This is a genomic window from Pseudoalteromonas galatheae, assembly GCF_005886105.2.
Taxonomy (GTDB): Bacteria; Pseudomonadota; Gammaproteobacteria; order Enterobacterales; family Alteromonadaceae; genus Pseudoalteromonas; species Pseudoalteromonas galatheae.
This window is the reverse complement of sequence record NZ_PNCO02000001.1, coordinates 2,179,546-2,199,321: the sequence shown is the minus strand read 5'-3', so window position 1 is coordinate 2,199,321 and position 19,776 is coordinate 2,179,546. Positions and strand designations below refer to the sequence as shown.

Below are 19,776 nucleotides of genomic sequence, written 5' to 3'. Positions count from 1 at the left end.
TATGAATGAAAGAATAAGCAACAGTGTGCCCAAAAGTATCGCGATTATAGGTGGTGGCACTGCAGGCTGGATGAGCGCTATTTTACTTAAGTCTCATTGGGTTAATACAAGAGTTATATTGATAGAGTCACCTGATGTGCCTGTAATAGGTGTAGGCGAAGGCTCAACACCTGCATTAAAATATTTTTTTCAATCACTAAATATCGATGAAAAAGAGTGGATGCAAAGGTGCAATGCAACCTACAAGGTCGGCATTCAGTTTCCAAACTGGTCAACAGTACAGGGCTATGAGAGTTACTTTCATCCATTTTTTTCAGCTCTGGATAGCCAAACAAGCACAGCTTTTGTAAAACAAGCAAAAAAATGGCGACAAGGAGAGCGGGTTAATGTACTGCCAGACAACTTTTTTGTAGCAGCATCACTGGCGAAAAAACACAAAGCGATAATAACAAAGAAGCCTTTGCCCATTGAGCTTGATTATGGTTATCACTTTGATTCTGCATTACTAGGTGATTACCTCAAAGAAAAAAGCATTGAGCGAGGTGTAATTTATCAAGAAGCGACGGTCGATAGTGTAATCCACAGCGACAAAAATATTGACTTTTTAGTACTCGATACAAAACAGACCGTTACGGCGGAACTATTTGTAGATTGCACAGGCTTTTCTGGGGTTTTGGTAAATAAAGCTTTAAAAAGAGACTTTCATTCTTATAGCGATATGTTGTTTAACGATGCTGCAGTGGCTATTCAAACACCAAAAGTTACTGAGCAATTAGAAAGTAAAACTATCTCGGCCGCGATGAGCTGTGGTTGGCGTTGGCAAATACCGTTACGCAATAGAGATGGTAATGGCTATGTTTATTCAAGTAAATATTTGTCTAGTGATGAAGCTGAGCATGAGTTAAGAAGCTTATTGCCGGAACAGGGCAAAGGGTGTCATGCAAGACATATCAAAATGCGAGTTGGCCGGCTTAATGAACACTTTTTAGGAAACTGTTTAGCCGTTGGGCTATCACAAGGTTTTATTGAGCCTTTAGAAGCAACAGCACTTATGCTAGTACAATATACAGTGATGTCATACATTAATGGTGTCGAAAATGAATATAGCGCAGAAAAACTTAACAAAAAAATAAACGATCAATTTGATAGCGTGCGAGATTACGTCGTGTGTCACTATAAAATAAATTCCAAGGAAGGAAAGTATTGGCAAGACTGTAGAGAAAATAACAGTATCTCAGCTAATTTAAATGCGATATTACAAGCTTGGACTTCCTCCGGTGATTTCGAATCCTCGTATAAAGAATTGCTCGGAGATTCGGCATATGCGAAAGCATCATGGTATAGCATCTTATGTGGAATGGGGTTATCCGATTTGGATATTGAGGCCGGAACAACACTGGACTCGCTTGCAACAAAAGCCTTAGCTTATTGTGAGGACACAGCGGACCTATTTATTGACCAGGCTGAGCTATTTGCTAGCGACAACACCCAGTGAAGTATCTAGCAAAGAGACTGTAGCCGACTTTGTGCTTTATTAACCCCTTATGAATTTTACTAATAACTATTAATGGAGCTGATATTACAGCTCATCAATCAAATCGGCAGAAGGATGAATATCATCGGTATTATGTTAACTGCCGAATGAACCGAGCGGGGTTGCCTGCAAACATCGTGTTGGCAGGCACATCTTTTGTTACGACACTTCCAGCTCCAATGACCGCATTGTCTCCAATTGTTACGCCTTTATTGATGATCGCGCCATAGCCTATCCAAACGTTATTGCCTATAGATACAGGTCTTGCTACTAGTCTTGATACTTCATCCGGAGCATTTCTATTTTTCAAGGTGTGACCGTCGCAGTCCATGATGATGACGTTTGGCCCAAATAAAGCATTATCACCAATCTTGACGCTTTGATAGCTAACGATAGCTGTTCCTTGTAAGCAAGCATTATCACCAATAGAGATTTTACCAGGCTGGTGACCAGGCCTTTTTACAGCGGTTAATTTGACGATATCATTCGGAAATGCGGCTGCGCTGCTAGAGTCTAAGTAGGCATTTTTTCCTATACGGATTGAAGTTGCAAATGCTTCAACATTAACTTTTGGGGGGAGCGTGTCATCGATTTCGTATACCTCAACATAATTGAACTTAGGCTTGCCTAATATTTCTGGTTTTGAAGCAAAAAGTTGCGTGTTTCCTTGTAACAGATCCAACCATGATTTGGATTTGTTAGGAAAAGGATGATTAAGGTATTTAGGCATTACTTGTTATGTCCTGAGGTGCATTTTTAGATTCGGTATCTACAGATAGGACCTTACCCATATTTCTTACCTTGGGAGAAAGTAAACCAACAAAACAAATGATGGCAGTAAACGTACCAAATAAGGTAGTGATCTGTGCGACGTTAAATAGTTCTATCAGAGTACCAATCAGCATGGAAGAAAGTGGGATCAATCCGTGGATTGCGAACAGCACGAATGCTATGGCGCCAGACAGCTTCTCTATAGGAATATTCACCTGATACCAAGTAGTACCTGCAACCACGGTAAACCCAGCAGCACATCCAATCGTGACTAAACTTAGACATAGCAAAACGAGAGATGATTGAAAACCAAGTTGAATAAACACAATCGCGGTAATGAGGTCAAAGCATAAGATATATTTTCCGAGATTTTGCATATTCGGCTTACAAACTGCGACTAAAGTTGCGCCGACAAAAGTGCCTATTCCTTGGCTTGCCAATAAATAGCTCAGTGCTGATTCATCCATATTCAAAGTCACCTTCACAAGGTATGGAAGCAAGATTAAGAGTGGGCCATGGATCAGGATTGAAATGAGCATCAAGTACAACAGAATGATTTTGAGATTTTGATGTGTAAAACTATAGTGGAAGCTCGTTTGCACTGTTTGAAATAAAGTATGTGTTTTTGATAGAGCTTTGGTCTCATTCTTTTCTCCTAGATTGATTTTCAAGGTGCAACAGGCCGCTATAAACACCAAAGCTGCATCAAGGAGAAAAGCAAAAGTAAGATGATCAATATTGCTATTCACCAATCCATGACGTTCTAAATATAGTTTAATCCATAATAAGCAAAATCCCGCCATTACGGGTGCACAAGCTTGGATTACAAAGCTACTTCCCATCGTAAGTACATTGGCTTTCAAAATATCGTCATGTTGCACAATTCGTGGAATAAACGATTGGTTTGCGGGGAAGCCGAGCGCTGAAAATCCACCTGCGAAGATTGCAAAGCCGACTAGTAGCCAGATGCTTGGGGTGATGAAGTAAAGCGCGAGTGCAAATATCAACGTACAACATGCAAAGCCGAAGCGTGATAATTTGATAACGAAAAGCGGAGAGTACTTATCGGCAATCGAGCCACCTAGCAAAATAAAAATACTATGAGGTATGCCAAAGCAAGCCATGATAATGGCAAGTGTTGTTGGGTTATTATTCGCAACAGACAGCGTCAACCAAGGAAGGGCGATAAGCGTAAAGTATGCACCTATCTGGGTTAGCATAACGCCAACCCAATGGAGGTGAAATTTACTATTTTTGGACAGTAGCTGCATATTATTTTACGCTGCCAGTCTGGCAAAACCCAACAAACTGCCATACATCATACTGTTTTGATTTTGACGGTACCTCATTTCGTGTCCACCATTTTGCTTCAAATAACGCATGTTGATAAACAACTTGCTGTTTCGCTCGGTAAACCGTATTACTTTGCCATGAATTGATATTGTCACATTTTAATGTGGTGTGTTGGTCTCCGGTCCAGCTGGTTGATATTTCAGGCCAAAACTGTAAATACTCAACACTAGGTGAGGGGGTACGTGCTCGCTCTTTTTCTTCAGCTGTCCAACTGCGATTCTGTTCTTGGTGGCATGTTTGGCAGGTCATCGTATTATCACCCCATTGCCTTTTCATCGTAGTGATCAAAGGGAGATCGTCTGATGCATCAGCATTATTCCACTGTTCATGTAACAGTTGCATATTTTGCTCTCTTAGTTGCCATGGAGCATGACCTTGAGACCAGTCATTCCAATGGAACTCGGGCCAATACCTCGCCCCTAATAGCATTTGCGCTGTATCAAAATCGCCTGCTTTTATTGAATAGTCAATAATTGTGGTTAAGAAAACCAGTCGATTAAATGAAAACCGGGGGTCGTCAGCACAACTTCTAAACAGTAGATTTTGATTACAAATACCTAACCCTTGCATCAAGTAGCCATAGCCCCAAAAAAATCGAGGATCTTCATTAAAGTAACTAGAGGCGAGCGTTATCGAATGAAACCCTGGGTTGATAGAAAACCACTGGTGATGCTCTTGCTCTATCAGTGATTGGCTGAGTGGATCGTGGTGTATCTCTGCAAGCCAGCGTCTAGGTAAGGTAGTCCAGCCACCAAGAATTGAAGAAAGTCTCATAGTCTTCTTTGTGCTTGCGGACTGATTTGCCTGTTTCTCTAATTCGTGAGATAAAAGAATAGCTCTGGTACTGTAGAAACTCGTTAGAATAAAGTAATACAGCGTATTTGGATCAGAATATGACACTTCACCGCCTAGCCAAAGTCTTGAACCTGTCACTAAAGTTAAGGTCATCACATTTCCAGGATCGGCAATTAAGCTATCCACCAAAGCAAGTCCAGCTGCAACTCCGTGCTCGGGCTGCACATTGAAAGCATGGTGAAACTGAGCATGCGATTCCAGCTGTTCATTCACGGTAAGTGCCTCGTATTCAAGCACCTTATTCACCTCTCTACCAAGCGTTATTCGGACCTGTTTTGCCCAAGCATGTTTTTTTGAAATGGTATTAAGTCGCTCAAGATAATAGAGGGCTACAATACTGTGCTCTAATGACTCTGCTGTAAGTGTGTTGTTGGCCATTAACGAGCTGGAAAGGTATCTTACTGCTGCAAGTGCAGTGGTTGTTTCGCTTTGTGGGTTTTCCAAATATGCTATTTGGATTAACTCATCAACAGATTTTTTACCCATTTGATCAACAACTAGGAACAGTTGATTTGCGATTGAGTCAAACTGCGATTTTGTTAGCCCTAACTTTTGGTGATAAAAATCTGAATCGTAATACCCTTTGAGTTTAAACTCCGTATTACTGGTATTCGCAATTGCAAAATTGCAAAATATGAACACCATTAAATAAAAATACTTCATTGCTACATTCCTTTTAGATTATTTATATATTGTTCTGTCAGAGTTGTGATTTGTTGTTCGTCAAACAGTTGCGCGCTATAGCCGATAAACACTCGTTGCTGGCCTTGCTCAAAATAGGTTGAAATGTACAAACTGTATGGGCTTGATGTTGTTTCATCCGAAATAACGAATGGAATGGTCTGCTTTAGTTTGATGTGCCAGTCTTCCAGCTCGGTGACGATATTCTGGTTTGTCGATGTATTTAACTCACCTTGGTAGTTGAAGTTAAAGTCAGCGGTTTGCAATATTGGGAGGGCATGTTGAACCTTAGGATCTGGGTTCAAATGTGATAATGCATAGTAACCCGTGGCATTGTGAGGAGCAGATGTTAAAAAGCTATCTACAGACGAAATAGTCGCATCTAGTGATGTAAATGCCTGTTCTCCAAGTATCAAAGTTATTGGCGAAATGAGATAGCCAACGATCGCTTCTGTAGCAACATCAATATGTCTATTAAACCGATTAAACTGAGAGAGCTCGATAGAGACAGTACTCAGTGTGAGGCTCTGTTGCAGTGCGCGGGCGATTGCTGCCGTGTGTAAGTTCGCTTGTGAAACACCAAGCTGTTTTGAAACCTGCTTAATGTGATCACTGAGTTGAAGTGGTAGCGCAGTAATTGTATGACGTTGGGATTTACCTTGATTAGCCTTCATAACTTGCTCTACGGAAAACATCCTTTGATTTTGCCGCTTGGCAGCTTGTTGCCAAAACACAAGGTCTTCTTGCCACACGCCCGAACTCAAGGGTTGACTAAAATAGTCTTGATATGCACGGGCAAAGTTAATATAAGGGTCTTTTTGAAGTTTGCATGTAGTTTCTTCGGCTTTCAATGCTGAGACAACTAACTCTAAGTTTCTTGCAAAGACCTCCATACTAAAACCATCAAAAATAAGATGGTGTAATGACAAGGTAAGGAACACACTGCCATTTTTCTTAATATAAAAGAGTCTTAATAAACTTGATGCTAAACGAATCGTATTCACCTCTTTGGTGATAAAGGGGGCGATTTGGTCGACATCCAAGTGGGATAAGTCAAAGCATATTTTTTGTGATAAGGTGGTTTTTACACTTTGAATATATTCAGTTTGCGACTCGGGATGCAACGTAGTTCTGAATGCTGGGTGGTGAGCGATAAGTAGGGTAAGTGCACGATAAACTAACGCATAAGTCAGCGTGTGATCTTCGTCTTTTAGTGCCATAGTATGATTGACTACCCAAAGGTGATTTTTACCACCCATTGCCAGTAGATGTTGACGATTAGGCAGGCTAGGTATCTGTATTGCGTCACTATCTACATAACTAGATTCATCTACAGTCAGGTTTATCGTGTCTAATGCATCAGACCGAGCTTGGCCCACAAGCATGGCCATATGATCCAAACAAGGGTTACTAACAAAGGCTTTTATTGTAATAGATAGATTGAGCTCATGGTTGATGGTCGCAACGAGATCGATCAATTGAATTGAGTTGCCGCCAAGTTCAAAAAAGGACTTAAACGGATCAAAAGTGGTTAGGTGTAACTTATTTTGCCAAAGTTGAAGCAGTGTCTTAGAGTAGCCTTGCAACATGCCATCTGTATGCTGGGTATTGTTCTCGAGCTGCGCTCGTTTAGACAGTGCGAGTTTATCTGTTTTGCCATTTGGTGTAAGCGGTAATTGTTCAAGTACCCTTATTTCAGCGGGTTGCATAAAGTGTGGTAATCGCTCTGCAATATACTGGCGCAATGCGATGAGATTTATATCTTTGGGCGATTGGGTAACGATAAAGGCAGTTAGCATATTAGCCTGATTCAGCACCACGGCTACGGCGTCAATACCTTGGTATTGAGAGATAGTGTTTTCTATTTCAGAAATTTCTATTCTAAAACCATTTAGCTTAATTTGTTGGTCTATACGTCCTTGGTAAATCAGTTGTCCCTTACTATCAATTTTCACTAAGTCGCCAGTTTTATAAGCGCTAGTTTGGGTATCAGTGATATTGAGTAATACAAATTTCTCAGCGGTTTGCTGGGGGAGATTCAAATAGCCATTAGCTAGCCCATCGCCAGTGATGAGCAGTTCACCAGTGGCACCTCTTGGCAATATTTGGTGATGCTTATTAACAACATAAAATTGAGTATTGGCAATGGGCTTCCCTAGATGGATGTCATCATCATGCTTTAATAATGCAATTGATGACCACACCGTTGTTTCAGTTGGCCCATACATATTCCAAAGAGAAACATTTTGTTGGTTGAGGTAGTGTTGCAACTCCAATGGCAGCGCTTCTCCACCACTTAGCACTGTGGTATTAGCACTAAATTGTACATTAAAGTTCTTAAGCATACCGAGCGAAGTCGGAGTTGCCTGAATAAAATTAATACCTGCTCTATCGATAAGCGATTGTAACTGTTGAGGGTCTTTGCCTTGCTCCGCGGTTGCTAGGTGGATCCTGCCGCCACTGAGTAACGGTAGATATAATTCCAATACATGAATATCAAATGAGATCGAAGTCACTGCTAGTGCACGGGTATTGGTACTTAGTACAAATGTTTCTTGCATCGCGGTTATAAAATTTCTTAATGCAAGATGGGAGACAGTAACACCCTTGGGTTTACCCGTGGAACCTGAGGTATAAATTACATAAGCAAGTGAATCTATTGCGGTACAAGGCGATAAGTCTTCATGAGTTGCCACTTCTCCATGGTTGCATTGTAAGCTCAGCACTGGAACATTAAAGAGTTGGCAGCGTGTCTCCAATTTATAATCACATAAGATAAGTTGTGCATTTGAATCATTCACCATATGCTCAACTCTTACTACTGGGTAGTCTGGGTCTAATGGCAGATAGGCATGACCACTACGCAAGATAGCTAACATCGCCGCAACCATATGAACTGAGCGCTGACAATACACGCCAATAAAGCAATTATGGTGAAGTGGTTGTGTTTGGATGAGGGTAGTGTATTTCTCGACAAGTTTTTGTAGCGCTTGATAACTATATGTTCCAGAATCGTCTACTATCGCAATCTTATCTTTATATTGAGCAAATGTATGTTGTAGAGCCTCGGGTAAAGCATCGTGTTTGCTATAGTCTCTATGTGCACCTTGCCAACTTTGTTGAATATCGTTGCGTTGCTTTGGCGCGACAAAAGCAACAGAGGACATAGGTGAGGTTGCATTTTGTAGCAAGGTATCCAAGAGGTGTGAGAAGTTTTCGGCTAGCTGTTCGATAGTTTGATGATGATATAAATCACACGCATATTCCCACTCTAACAACAACGCATCAGAATGCTCAAATATATCGAGAGTCAGATCAAACTTAGCCTTACGAAATTGTTGCTTGGTCGGTGTGATCTCGATACCTTTTAACTCTGGCACAATAGGCTTCATATTGTGCATAGCAAGGAATATGTTAATCAACGGTGGCTGATTATGATGCCTCGGGATCGATATCTTTTCTAACAGCACTTCAAATGGTAAATGCGCATGCTCAAATGCTTCACTGGTTTGCTGTTTTGCAGCATGCACTAACGTAGCAAATGAACTACCTAAATCAACACTTTGTCTAAGTACAACGGTATTGGCAACAAAGCCCATTAACGTCTGTAATTGAGGGTGATCTCGATTGGCCACAGGAGTACCAATCACGATATCTTCTTCATTGCTGTAGAATGCGAGCAAAACATTAAATAAGCTATAAACAACAGTAAAAGGAGTGCAAGCGTGTGCTTTAGCAAATGCTTTTATGCATGCAAACTGCTCGCTATTGATATGGCTTGTATAAACCTGTGCTGGCAGATCTGAGAAAGAAGGTCTGTTTTTATCACTAGGAAAAGTAACATTTGTTGTACAAGTTTTGAGTTTGGCTTGCCACCACTGACTGAGTAAATCCAATTGTTGTGGTTCTAGAACTGCGCGTTGCCACAGTGCGTAGTCAATGTAGCTTATGGAGTCGTATTCTGTGTCAACGGAGAGCCCATCAATTAATTGAGCATAGACGCTCGCAACCTGTTGACAAAAAAGCGCAATAGACCATCCATCTGCGGCGATATGATGTATTACAAAAACAAAGTAATAATGATTAGGACTTTTTTGAAACAGCTCAACACGAATAGGGTTTTCACTACTTAAGTTAAACGGCTTTTCCACACATTTCTGGATAGCGGTAAATATAGCTGAGTCACTCAAACCTGAACATTTATGTATGTTAAAGACTCCAGTGCTGTTGTCTCCAAGGTATTGCTGTATTGATGAGTCTGTCTTTTGATATTGAGTTGTCAGTATGTTGTTGTGAGCAATAACATGTAGGATTGACTGTTCAAAAAGCGCTAAATTCAGTAATCCCTTTAGGTCAAATACCTTAGCAAGGTGATACTCAGTCGCTCCCTCTCGTAGCGAATCAGCCAGCCACATACGTTGTTGTTGAAATGATACCTCAGACCGCGTGTGTGACCGGCTTGTCTTGATCGGCTGTGACAGTTTGAGTATTAACTGTTTCATTTTATTGCGTTTTAGCATCGCAATAAGGTTTTGTTTTTCCGCTTTTATTTCATTGATCAACTCAGTGCTTGGTTGTGTTTTCGCGTGTAACTCGAGTTGGTCATCAACACTGAGTGAAAATGAAATACCAAGCGTTTGGCACTTTTCAATTAACTGTTCCATTATAAAGTGACCTTTACGACTTGTTCATTGGTAACGACATCAATTGCAGGTTGATGATATTCTTCGTATAAGGCCGCGATAAAGCTCGTAAGCTTAGTTACGGAATCGTGTTTCATAACTAAAGAAGCGGGAAGGGGGTTATCACAAAGTGTTTGCAATCTCTGCTTAAGCTCTATAGCCATTAATGAATTGAGGCCATAATCAAACACGCTGGAGCCACTTTCAATGTTGTTGGCATCTTGTAACCCAAGTACTTTAGCTAATTCATCCTTGATACGGCATTCGAGTAGCGTATGTCGAGATGCTGAACTTGCCTCAAGTAACTGGGCTTTTATTGGATCTTCATCTTTATTTAAGTCTGTTGATTGGAATTGTGAAAATACGCTACTACCTGTTGCCATTTTTGCATTGAGCCAATCTACTTTGAAAATACCAATTTGAGGTTTTGCACTTTGTAGTGAGCGTGCTAATTCAATGACCCCTTCGTTAGAGGTGAGAGGATGCATTCCAGCTTGCAACATAGCTTGTTGCTCTTGTTCTGAAAGTTGTGCCGCCATGCCTGCTTCTAACCACGGTCCCCAATTTAAGCTAAGGGCCGGCTTCCCTTGCTGTCTTCTAGCGACACATAGACCATCCATAAAAGCGTTAGCAGTTGCATAGTTCGCTTGACCCGCCCAGCCAACAATTGATGCGATTGAGGAAAAGCAAACAAAATAGTCGAGTGCTAAAGAGCTTGTGGCGAGGTGCAGATACCAAGCGCCATTCACTTTTGGTGCTAAAACTGAATACATGTGTTCTGCTGTTTGGGCTGAGAAAGTTGCATCTTTAAGCAAACCAGCCGCATGGAATATACCTTTTAGCGGAGTCGCCGTAGCAGTAATCTTGTTTATCAACTCAATGACATCATTATATTGACTAATATCAGCTTGAATGTAATTAATAGTGCATCCTGATTGTGCAGCGGTTTTGATAATAGTATTAAGGCGATTGTTAAGTGGACTTCTACCCGAAACAAAGATTTGTTTTGCGCCTTGATTAAATAACCAAGTTACCACTTCAAGGCCTATTCCTCCTTGTCCTCCAGTAACAAGATAGCTACTGTCATGGAAGTGAACACTCGGAGCATGTGCTAGGCGTGCTACCGGAGGCAAAGTGTTAAGAGTTACTACTTGATATTCCTGTTGAAACTTTGTTGTGAGTGCATCAATTGGTACGCTCAAAGGTTGACTTAAAGCTATCTGTTCATACTCATTTAATGACTCGACAATCTGAACTATAAACGCATGTAATGATTCTATAGATTGGGTTTTATTTAACTGTATTGTAGGTTTTATATAGTTGTAGTTGGCTTCATTTAATTTAGTTTTTGGTCGTGGTTCAGCACTCACAATATGTGCGCCGTAACTTAACTTCTCTTGCAGTATGATTGGCATCGTCATCACAGTATCAATGACCAAGATGTCAATAGGTTCTAGTACATCGAGATGGTCGGCTGATTCAATAATATGAATGGAGCACCCCGCGGTTTTTAAGCAGGAAATAGCAGCAAGACTGGCAGCTGTGGTAGGGCTAAAAAAAGTCACAGTAGTAGTTTGTGTCAAAAGTGTTTGCACTAAGGCAAGAGATTGATGAACAACCGCTAAGTTTTCAGTTAACCAAGATGTACTAATGTCAGGTAGCGACACGAACGGCACTGTGTTATCTAGGTAATTGGTGATGCCACAATTGGCGAGTGCTACTTTGGGTTCAGCAACATCTTTAAGCTGATAAACAAAGTAACTAGGTCGATTTGCCAAAACTGCACGGTTGATTGAGATGGCATGTACAGGAGTAGTTTTGTTTTCGTCATCATGCTCGTAGGCAACCCAACTTTCCCCATCAAGGTGCCAATTGTAATATTTTGATTTTTGCGTAGTAACGGTAAAATATTTATCTTCAGCGCAAGCTTGAGAACTTAGATGCTCAAGTCGTTGAACGAAAGCTTGACCATCACGAATCGCCATTTCAGTATCGCTGAGTTGTTTTGTATTAAGTAGCAGCTCAAAGGTGTCAACACTAGATAACTGTTGGTCTATATCTAGTAATCTGAGCTTGAATTGTTGGTTTTCAGCGGCAAATACTCTCAACATACCCCAAAGCGCACTTTGCAAGGGGTTAACTAGAGTTTGGCTAACAGCTTGAGCATATCTCGTCACGGCGATTACTTCTAATGGCTTACCCCAGGCTGCAGCTTGGATCGCTTGAAAGTAGCTAAGTGGTGCGACCAAAGCTTCATCGATAATGCTATGCGGAAGACATTCATTTGGCATTTTGATATCGGATAAATGGCTAAGATCTATAATTAAGCGTTCAGTGCTGGTTAAATAAGGGGTTAACTTTTCTGTGATCAAAGCAACATCATCGTTACTGCTAATATTAACCACTGGATAATGCCCTAAGCCTTTTATTGGAAAGCCTTTTCGAAGAATACAAAGCGTATTGGCCTGAGTTTCTGTTTTGGTTATAGGCGTTGTCAAATTTTGCCAAGTGTAGTGATATTTAAGTTCTTTTAAAGGGTTCAGCTGATGTTGCGTATTGGCTTTTAGCTCTATTCCTAAAATGGAAATGCAAAGCTGTCCGTCTAACGTATAGATATTTAGATCGCCAACACAAAGCGGATCACTGAGTAAGGTTACATCAAGTAATGAGAAGCAATGGCTAGGGGGCTTTTGATGGTAGATAATTTCATCAATTTTCACAGGAAGGTACGAATGTTCGACTAATTGAAAGAAGCTTTGAAAAGCTCCATCAAGCAACATAGGGCTTAACATAACTTTCGAGTCTTCCTGAGAGTCACATTGTATCTCTACTAAAACCTGCGATGATGATTTCCAACATTGCACCACACTTTGAAAGAGTGCTTGATAGTTCATATCTAAGCGATGGCAATGAGTATAAAACTCATCTTTACTTATACACTGCTCAAATTCTCGTGTGTTTTGGTCAAAAGTTTTGCCTTGGATGATTGTTTTTTCGCTCCACTCCACAGTAAATCGGCTTTGCTGGAACCAGGACTCTTTTTCAAAGCTAAACAAAGAGATAGTTGAGTTTTCAACATTAAGTCGAGTCTCAAGAGTGATCTCCTCATCATTGAGATATAATGGTCTATTAAACTCAACATCACTGAGGGTGTATTTCGTATCGTCTGCTTGGACTCGAGCCAGTTGCAATGCAGCTTCAATGTATGCCGCGCCTGGATAGATGGTTTCATTACCCACCTGATGTCCTGTTAAGTGCTGCTGATTTTTTGTACTGATTTTGTTTTGCCAAATAGGCTGCTGGCTGAGTAACTGTTGACCGAGTGTTGGCAAACTAAGATCTAAGAAAGCGTCTCGCTTTTGCTTGTTTTCAATGCGAGAAAGTTGAACATCAGGATGCTCATGCCAGTAGGATTGATGTTCCCATTGATAATTTGGTAGCCGAACATTGTGATTAGGGGGGCAATTTTTCACATGTAAAGCTTCTTTAGGGTCTAACAAACCTGATGTTGCTAAAGCTCCCAACCCTGCTGCAAACTGGAGTTCGTCGTCTTCGTTACGGATCATAAAAGAGGTTGCAAAAATAGGGAGGTCCGAGGCCACCTGTTTAATAACATTTGACAGTACCGTATGCGGACTAATTTCAATAAAATTCCTTACGCCATCATCCAGTAAGTTTTGTATCGCTTTTTCAAAGTAAACTGGCTCCCGAACATTCTGAGGCCAATATTCAGCGGTCCACTTTTGCCAATCGGCAATTGAACCTGTCACGGTGGAGTATAGTGAAATATTTGGTTCGCTTGGATGAAGAGGTGACAAAGAATCAATCAGTGGCTTATTAAGCTTATCCATTACTGGACTGTGATATGGCACTTCAACGTTTAAAAATCTAGAAAACTTGCCCTGTAGCTCTAGCTCATCTGAGATTGCTTGTAGATTGTTGGTATCACCAGAGAGAGTAATAGAAGTTTTGCTATTGATTGCAGCGATTGACACAGCTCCAAAGTGCTTATTACAAAGCATTTGAGCTTGGGTTTCATTGATTCCAACAGCTAGCATTTTCCCCTCACCAGCGGTTGTTTGTTGTAGCCGACTACGGTGATAGATAATACGAAGCGCCTCTTCAAAATTATAAACACCAGCACAATAGCTTGCTGCTACTTCTCCTGCGCTATGACCAACGATGGCATCAGCCTTGATACCGTAATGAGCTAATAGCTTAAACAATGCAATTTGAATCGCGAATATTGCTGGTTGTGCGTATTGTGTTTCATGTATTTCGTCACCAGCATAGTGCATTTTCTCAATTAAAGACCATGACACATATTGTTGTAGTGCGATGTCAACTTTATCCAGTTCAGCCTTGAATAAAGCATTGCTGCTATATAAAGCTTGTCCCATTTTTGGCCAAGTAGTTCCCATTCCAGAGAAAACAAAAGCGATTGGGGCAGAGGAGGTTGGTTGGGAGGCTGCGCTACGATTAACTTTGTTGGGCCGCTCGGAAATAAAGTCTTCAAGTTGCGTAATCAACGCGGTTTTGTCTCGCGCGGTGAAAACCGCTCTATTTTTAAAGGCAGTCCGTAATAACACTGAGTTACTACAAAAATCGGGTACGTCACTTTCATCAAGTGGTTTTAAGTGGTCTAGATAGGCGGATACTTGTAACTTAAGCGCAGCAGCTGATTTTGCGCTGACGAATAGCTGCAACAAACTAGGACGGGTAGAGCAGGATCTGGAGGTTGATTGTGCTTGCTCAATCACGACATTGGCATTAGTACCTCCAAAACCAAACGAATTTACAATAGCGCGACGAGGAGTGTAATCGCCCCTATTTGGCCAAGCAGTGTTATCTGTCACTATTTTTATATTTAATTGTGCCTCGTTGATAGCGGGGTTAATAGTGTGACAATGCAATGTTTTTGGGATTATGCCGCTATTCATGGCATTGATCGTTTTAATCAAGCCAGCTATCCCTGCTGTTGGTTCAGTATGGCCGATGTTACTTTTAACTGACCCAATTAAGCACGGCTCTATCTCTTGGGATCGCGCACCGAGTACAGTGCCTAGCGCATTTACTTCGATAGGGTCGCCGACTGCAGTGCCAGTCCCGTGTGCTTCTGCATAATCTATATCACTACCAGTAAGACCTGCAATGGCCAGGGTTTTTGATAAAAGTTGCTGCTGTGCATGTCCATTTGGTACGGTGATCCCGCTAGTCTGGCCGTCTTGATTCGTACCACTTGCTTTGATTATCGCAAGAACCGGGTTTTGATCTTTAATCGCCTCAGACAGCTTTTTTAACACGACTACCGCAACACCTTCACTCCTAACATAACCATTCGCATCGCTAGAAAAGCTTTTACAGAGCCCATCAGGTGAAAGCATGGAGGCTTTACAAATCGACATTGTCATCTCTGGTCTCAGTAATAAGTTTACACCACCAGCTAAGGCAATTTGGCTGTCTCCGCTGTGAATCGCTTTACATGCTAAATCTAGTGCTACAAGTGAGGAGGAGCAAGCGGTGTCAAGCGTAAGACTGGTACCGTGAAAATCAAAACAGTAGGATAGTCGGTTCGCCGTGAGCGTCATTGAAGACCCTGTCGCAGAGTGACTAGAAACCAATTCATGGGCATTGCTATCGGTTTGTAATTGCTCAAAGTCGTGCATAAACTGACCCATGAATACACTAGTATCACTGCCTCTAAGCTTATCAACATCTAATCCTGCATTTTCTAGCGCTTCATAGGCGACTTCGAGTGCCCAGCGTTGTTGCGGGTCGATATAGGGGGCTTCCTTAGGGGAGATACCAAAGAAAGGGGCATCGAATAACGATAGACCAGATAAAAAACCTCCATTTTTAACATACATTTTTCCTGCTTTATCGCGATCACTATCATAGTAGGCGTCGACATCCCAACGCTCTTTAGGAATTTCCGTGATGCCATTACCACCGTTTATTAGGAAGTTATGAAAATCAAAAGGGGAGTTATTTTCTCCCGGAAGACGACATGATATACCAATGACAGCGATGTCATTTTGTTGCTCAGTTGCAGTTTGGTTGTTATTCATCTTTTACTCCAAAATTCGGTAATTTATTAGATTGCTTGACTAAGTGTTGGGCTAGACTTTTTGTGAAACAGGGTACCTGTCAGGGCGCTATTTGGGCGGGTATGTGCAGTCAATATATCTTGCCAACTCAAGCCTTGTTGTAGGAGGTATGTTGCAACCGAACAATGTTTATTATGAATATAAGCAATATTTTCTTTGGCACTGCTGTAGGTATCTTCTTTTACTTTTGGATGAGGATAATGAACAGCTTTAGCTTCTGTTATCAATTCGAATTTACAGCCCAGATTATGTAATCTTAACGCAAGTTCTACATCTTCCCCTCCCCAGCTACAAAAATACTCATCGAAGCCACCAGCCTCGTAAAGTGCATGAGTTTTGCATGATGCATGGCAGGTCCAAAAGATAAGCCAAGGCTCATTGATTTGGTGAAGAGAAAAATGGTGGGAGCGTAAAAAGGCAGCTCTACAGTCTTGGTATTGTTCTAGGAAAGCGCTATCGGTAAAGATATTTTCTTCAGATAATCGATGCTTGAATTTACGTAAGTTTGATTCTTCTAGTTCTTCAAATCCGAAGCAAAGCCCAATTAATACACCGACATCACTTCTTTGGTAGCGTGTTAAGTGTTGAGAAAGGCAGGAGGGCTCGGCTATAACACCTGAGTCTAAAAAGAGGACATGTTCAAATTGAGCATTTAAGATGCCAATATTTCTCGCTCGAGCGACACGGAATCCCTCATCCTGTTGAAAGTAATATTTTATTGACAATGTGTCTGAAAATGATTTCACGACCTCACGGGTATCGTCACTCGAACCATCGTCTACGATAATAATCTCAAAAAGAGTGATATCGAGGGTTTGTTTTTCTAAGCTCTGTAATGTCAGACGTAATAGCTGGCTACGGTTATAGGTGGGGATAATAACGCTGATCCCTGTTCTCCAATCTTTCATTTATTTATTCCTTTGGTTTGCATTCATTGCAAAAACTAGCACCGAAATTGGATACGTTATTTTTAATATGTAAATTATAGGTGTCAATATGTTATTCAGTTTTTTCAAGTTGTAATTTTAGGTTGCTATTTCAAACTAATGATTATTAAGGGGTTTGATTTTTTGAATAACTTTTTTGATTGAATATTACTCATCAGTGGTACTTAAATGATCGTTGCATACGTTTGATAAAGTCGTAGGGGTGTTTACGCAGTGTCACTAATATCTCAATAGAAATATAGAGACATAACTTTTTAAACTTTAGATACACAAACTACCAATTAAATAGGTGATAAGGCTCCGGCCCACCTTAAAAAATATTTAACTTCCAATTTGCACCGAAAACCGCTAGCCTTAGGGGCAATAAATAAAGTAACAAATACGTAAAATAATGGAGCAGTATTATGGCGGAACAACAAGTGCAGCCTTTACACAACGAAAAGCACGCGAACATCAAAGTAAAAAATGGCGTGAACGTTGATTTCCTTAAAACTCAGCACTTAATGCCTGTAGTGGCGCATGAGTTTGCGCGTGTAGCGACAGAATTCCCGATGGCGTTTGTTAAAAACACTGAGTCAGGTCAATTTCAAGCGGTTGCTATGTTTGGTCTTCAGCCAGGTGAAAACTTATTTGTAGATGGCGATAAGTGGACTGGCAGCTTTGTACCAATGGCCGCAGCACGTTACCCGTTTGGTTTGGTTAAGCATCCTGAACAAGATCAGTTTGGTATTGTGATAGACGAAGCAAGCCCGCTAGTTGGTGAAGAAGAAGGTAATGCGCTTTTCGAAGACGGTAAAGAAACTGAATATCTAGGTCGTCGTAAAGAAGCGTTGGTAAGCTATGTTGAGTTTGCTCGCGTAACTGAAGCATTTACTCAGTATCTTGCTGATAAAGAGCTTTTAGTTCAACAAACACTAACGGTAGAAATCCGTGGTGAGAAGAAAGACATCAACGGTATTTACCTTGTGGATGAGCGTAAGCTAAATGAATTAGGTGACGAAGATTTCCTAGAGCTACGTAAACGTGGTTATTTAGCACCTATCTTCGCATTCTTGACTTCTACTCACCAAGTAGCACGCCTTGCACGTATGAAGGCACAGCGCGAAGCAAGCTAATTGCTTTTAATATAGTAGAATGATTTGAGAAAAGCGCTTCCTGATGGAAGCGCTTTTTTTGTGGATACTATTTAGTTGTTCTAAATAAAAAACTTTTAACGCGAAAGCTTGCATCGCTCTAAAATTCACCTCATGCTGAAGTTTAACAACGAACCAAGGTATAAAAATGAAAAAAATTTCTTTGCTAGCAGCCTTATTAGCTTTGTCGGCGACAGCTGCTGTCGCTGATGAGAAAGTGTCCCCGTTTGCGATCGCCATTCATGGAGGGGCTGGCACAATTGAGCGCAGTAACTTCACGCCAGAAAAAGAAAAACAATACAAAGCTAAATTAAAAGAAGCTGTTGAGGCTGGCTATAAGGTACTAGAACAAGGTGGAGAAAGTCTTGATGCAGTGACGGCTGCCATTAATATTCTTGAAGACTCGCCTTTTTTTAATGCTGGTAAGGGTGCCGTGTACACTTATGATGAAGGACATGAGCTAGATGCGTCAATCATGGATGGTCGTAATCGCCAAGCGGGCGCTGTGGCGGGGGTGAAGCACATTAAAAACCCAATCAACCTGGCAAAAGAAGTGATGCAGCATTCAGTACATGTCATGCTAAGCGGTGAAGGTGCAGAAGACTTTGCTAAGAAACGCGGTTTTACGTTAGTGGAAAACAGCTACTTTGACACCGACTCTCGCTATCAATCGCTGTTAAAAGCGAAAAAGCGACTGCAGATGAAAGAAGCGGCGACCAAGGACTATCAGGCGGCACACCAACAATTGAAGAGCCAGTATAAGATGGGAACTGTGGGGGCTGTCGCTCTTGATAAACAAGGCAATTTAGCGGCTGGAACGTCAACCGGTGGGATGACGGCTAAACGCTTTGGACGCATAGGTGACTCACCGGTGATTGGTGCGGGCACATTTGCGGATAATCGCTCTTGTGCTGTTTCAGCTACGGGACATGGTGAGTATTTTATTAGATATAATGTCGCAGCTGATATTTGTGCTCGTGTTGCTTATCAAAACAAGTCGATTGAAAAAGCAGGGAAAGAAGTGATTTTTGATACGCTTTATCCAATTGGTGGTACGGGTGGGGTGATCATTGTTGACCCGAAAGGCAATATTAGTATGCCATTCAATACCGCGGGGATGTACCGTGCGAGCAAGTCGTCAACAACAAAGACCTATGTTGGTATTTATAGCGAGTAAAACAATATTTCGTTGAGACTAAGCAAGTTCTTCAAACGCCAGCTATTATTATCATGATAGCTGGCGTTTTTAATGGAGATGAGCAATGCAATCAATAAAAGTCGCAGACTACTTAAATCATCGCCCCGTAACATTCAAGCAAGATATGCGCGTAGAATCAGCTGTAGAGAAGCTGCTACAAAGCGGTCAATCGGGCGGGCCGGTTATAGACGAGACAAAGCGAGTTATTGGGTTTTTATCTGAGCAAGATTGTCTCAAAAAAATGCTAGAGGCGACCTATCAAAATGAGTCTCACAGTGTGGTGTCCGACGTCATGACAAAAGAACCTCTTTGCGTAAAACGTGAAGATAGTATAGTGCAAATGGCAGATTTGATGATTTGCAATAAACCCAAAGTGTACCCGGTAGTTGACGATGAAGGGCGCTTACTCGGGGTCATCAGTCGCGCAAACGTGTTATTAGCGTTAGATAAGCATTTACATGATGCTTATGTCTCTGGCCACCGCTACGTATGAAGCGATAAAATATACAGGCCGT

10 protein-coding genes are annotated in these 19,776 nt (G+C 41.3%); 4 read left to right on the top strand and 6 right to left on the bottom strand.

From position 1 onward, the window contains the following. The first annotated feature begins 1 nt into the window (after position 1). Positions 2-1,495, top strand: a complete 1,494-nt coding sequence (locus CWC29_RS09620; protein ID WP_138522355.1) for a tryptophan halogenase family protein — start codon at positions 2-4, stop codon at positions 1,493-1,495. A 130-nt stretch (positions 1,496-1,625) separates the two neighbouring features. Here CWC29_RS09620 and CWC29_RS24080 read toward each other — a convergent pair whose 3' ends face one another. From CWC29_RS24080 to CWC29_RS09590, 6 genes are read right to left on the bottom strand one after another with little or no spacing between them, the layout of a single operon-like run. Continuing rightward, positions 1,626-2,264 (bottom strand): acyltransferase, encoded by a 639-nt coding sequence (locus CWC29_RS24080; RefSeq protein ID WP_138522357.1) that lies wholly within the window; start codon positions 2,262-2,264, stop codon positions 1,626-1,628. After that, entirely contained in the window at positions 2,257-3,576 is a 1,320-nt protein-coding gene (locus tag CWC29_RS09610; protein ID WP_138522359.1) for an MFS transporter, read from the bottom strand. The genes CWC29_RS24080 and CWC29_RS09610 overlap by 8 nt, the downstream gene beginning before the upstream one ends. 1 nt (position 3,577) lies before the next feature. Next, positions 3,578-5,176 (bottom strand): carbohydrate-binding protein, encoded by a 1,599-nt coding sequence (locus tag CWC29_RS09605; RefSeq protein WP_138522361.1) that lies wholly within the window; start codon positions 5,174-5,176, stop codon positions 3,578-3,580. Positions 5,177-5,178: 2 nt separating this feature from the next. Next, positions 5,179-9,858: a non-ribosomal peptide synthetase gene (locus tag CWC29_RS09600; RefSeq protein ID WP_138522363.1), complete on the bottom strand. Its 4,680-nt coding sequence runs from the start codon at positions 9,856-9,858 to the stop codon at positions 5,179-5,181. Next, positions 9,858-15,944: a type I polyketide synthase gene (locus CWC29_RS09595; RefSeq protein WP_138522365.1), complete on the bottom strand. Its 6,087-nt coding sequence runs from the start codon at positions 15,942-15,944 to the stop codon at positions 9,858-9,860. Before CWC29_RS09595 ends, CWC29_RS09600 begins: the two co-directional genes overlap by 1 nt. Positions 15,945-15,970: 26 nt before the next feature. Beyond that, positions 15,971-16,891, bottom strand: a complete 921-nt coding sequence (locus tag CWC29_RS09590; protein ID WP_128725259.1) for a glycosyltransferase — start codon at positions 16,889-16,891, stop codon at positions 15,971-15,973. A gap of 443 nt (positions 16,892-17,334) precedes the next feature. On the opposite strand from CWC29_RS09590, the gene CWC29_RS09585 reads away from it, so the two are divergent. The 3 genes from CWC29_RS09585 (at position 17,335) to CWC29_RS09575 (ending at position 19,754) form a co-directional block, all read left to right on the top strand. Further along, on the top strand, positions 17,335-18,045 hold the full coding sequence (locus tag CWC29_RS09585) for a SapC family protein (protein WP_010375531.1): 711 nt from the start codon (positions 17,335-17,337) through the stop codon (positions 18,043-18,045). 166 nt (positions 18,046-18,211) lie between these two features. Next, the gene (locus CWC29_RS09580) at positions 18,212-19,240 is read left to right on the top strand and encodes an isoaspartyl peptidase/L-asparaginase family protein (protein ID WP_128725258.1); all 1,029 of its coding nucleotides are present in this window, start codon (positions 18,212-18,214) and stop codon (positions 19,238-19,240) included. An 85-nt stretch (positions 19,241-19,325) separates the two neighbouring features. Continuing rightward, complete coding sequence (locus CWC29_RS09575; RefSeq protein ID WP_128725257.1) at positions 19,326-19,754, top strand: CBS domain-containing protein; 429 nt, start codon at positions 19,326-19,328, stop codon at positions 19,752-19,754. The last annotated feature ends 22 nt before the right edge of the window (positions 19,755-19,776 follow it).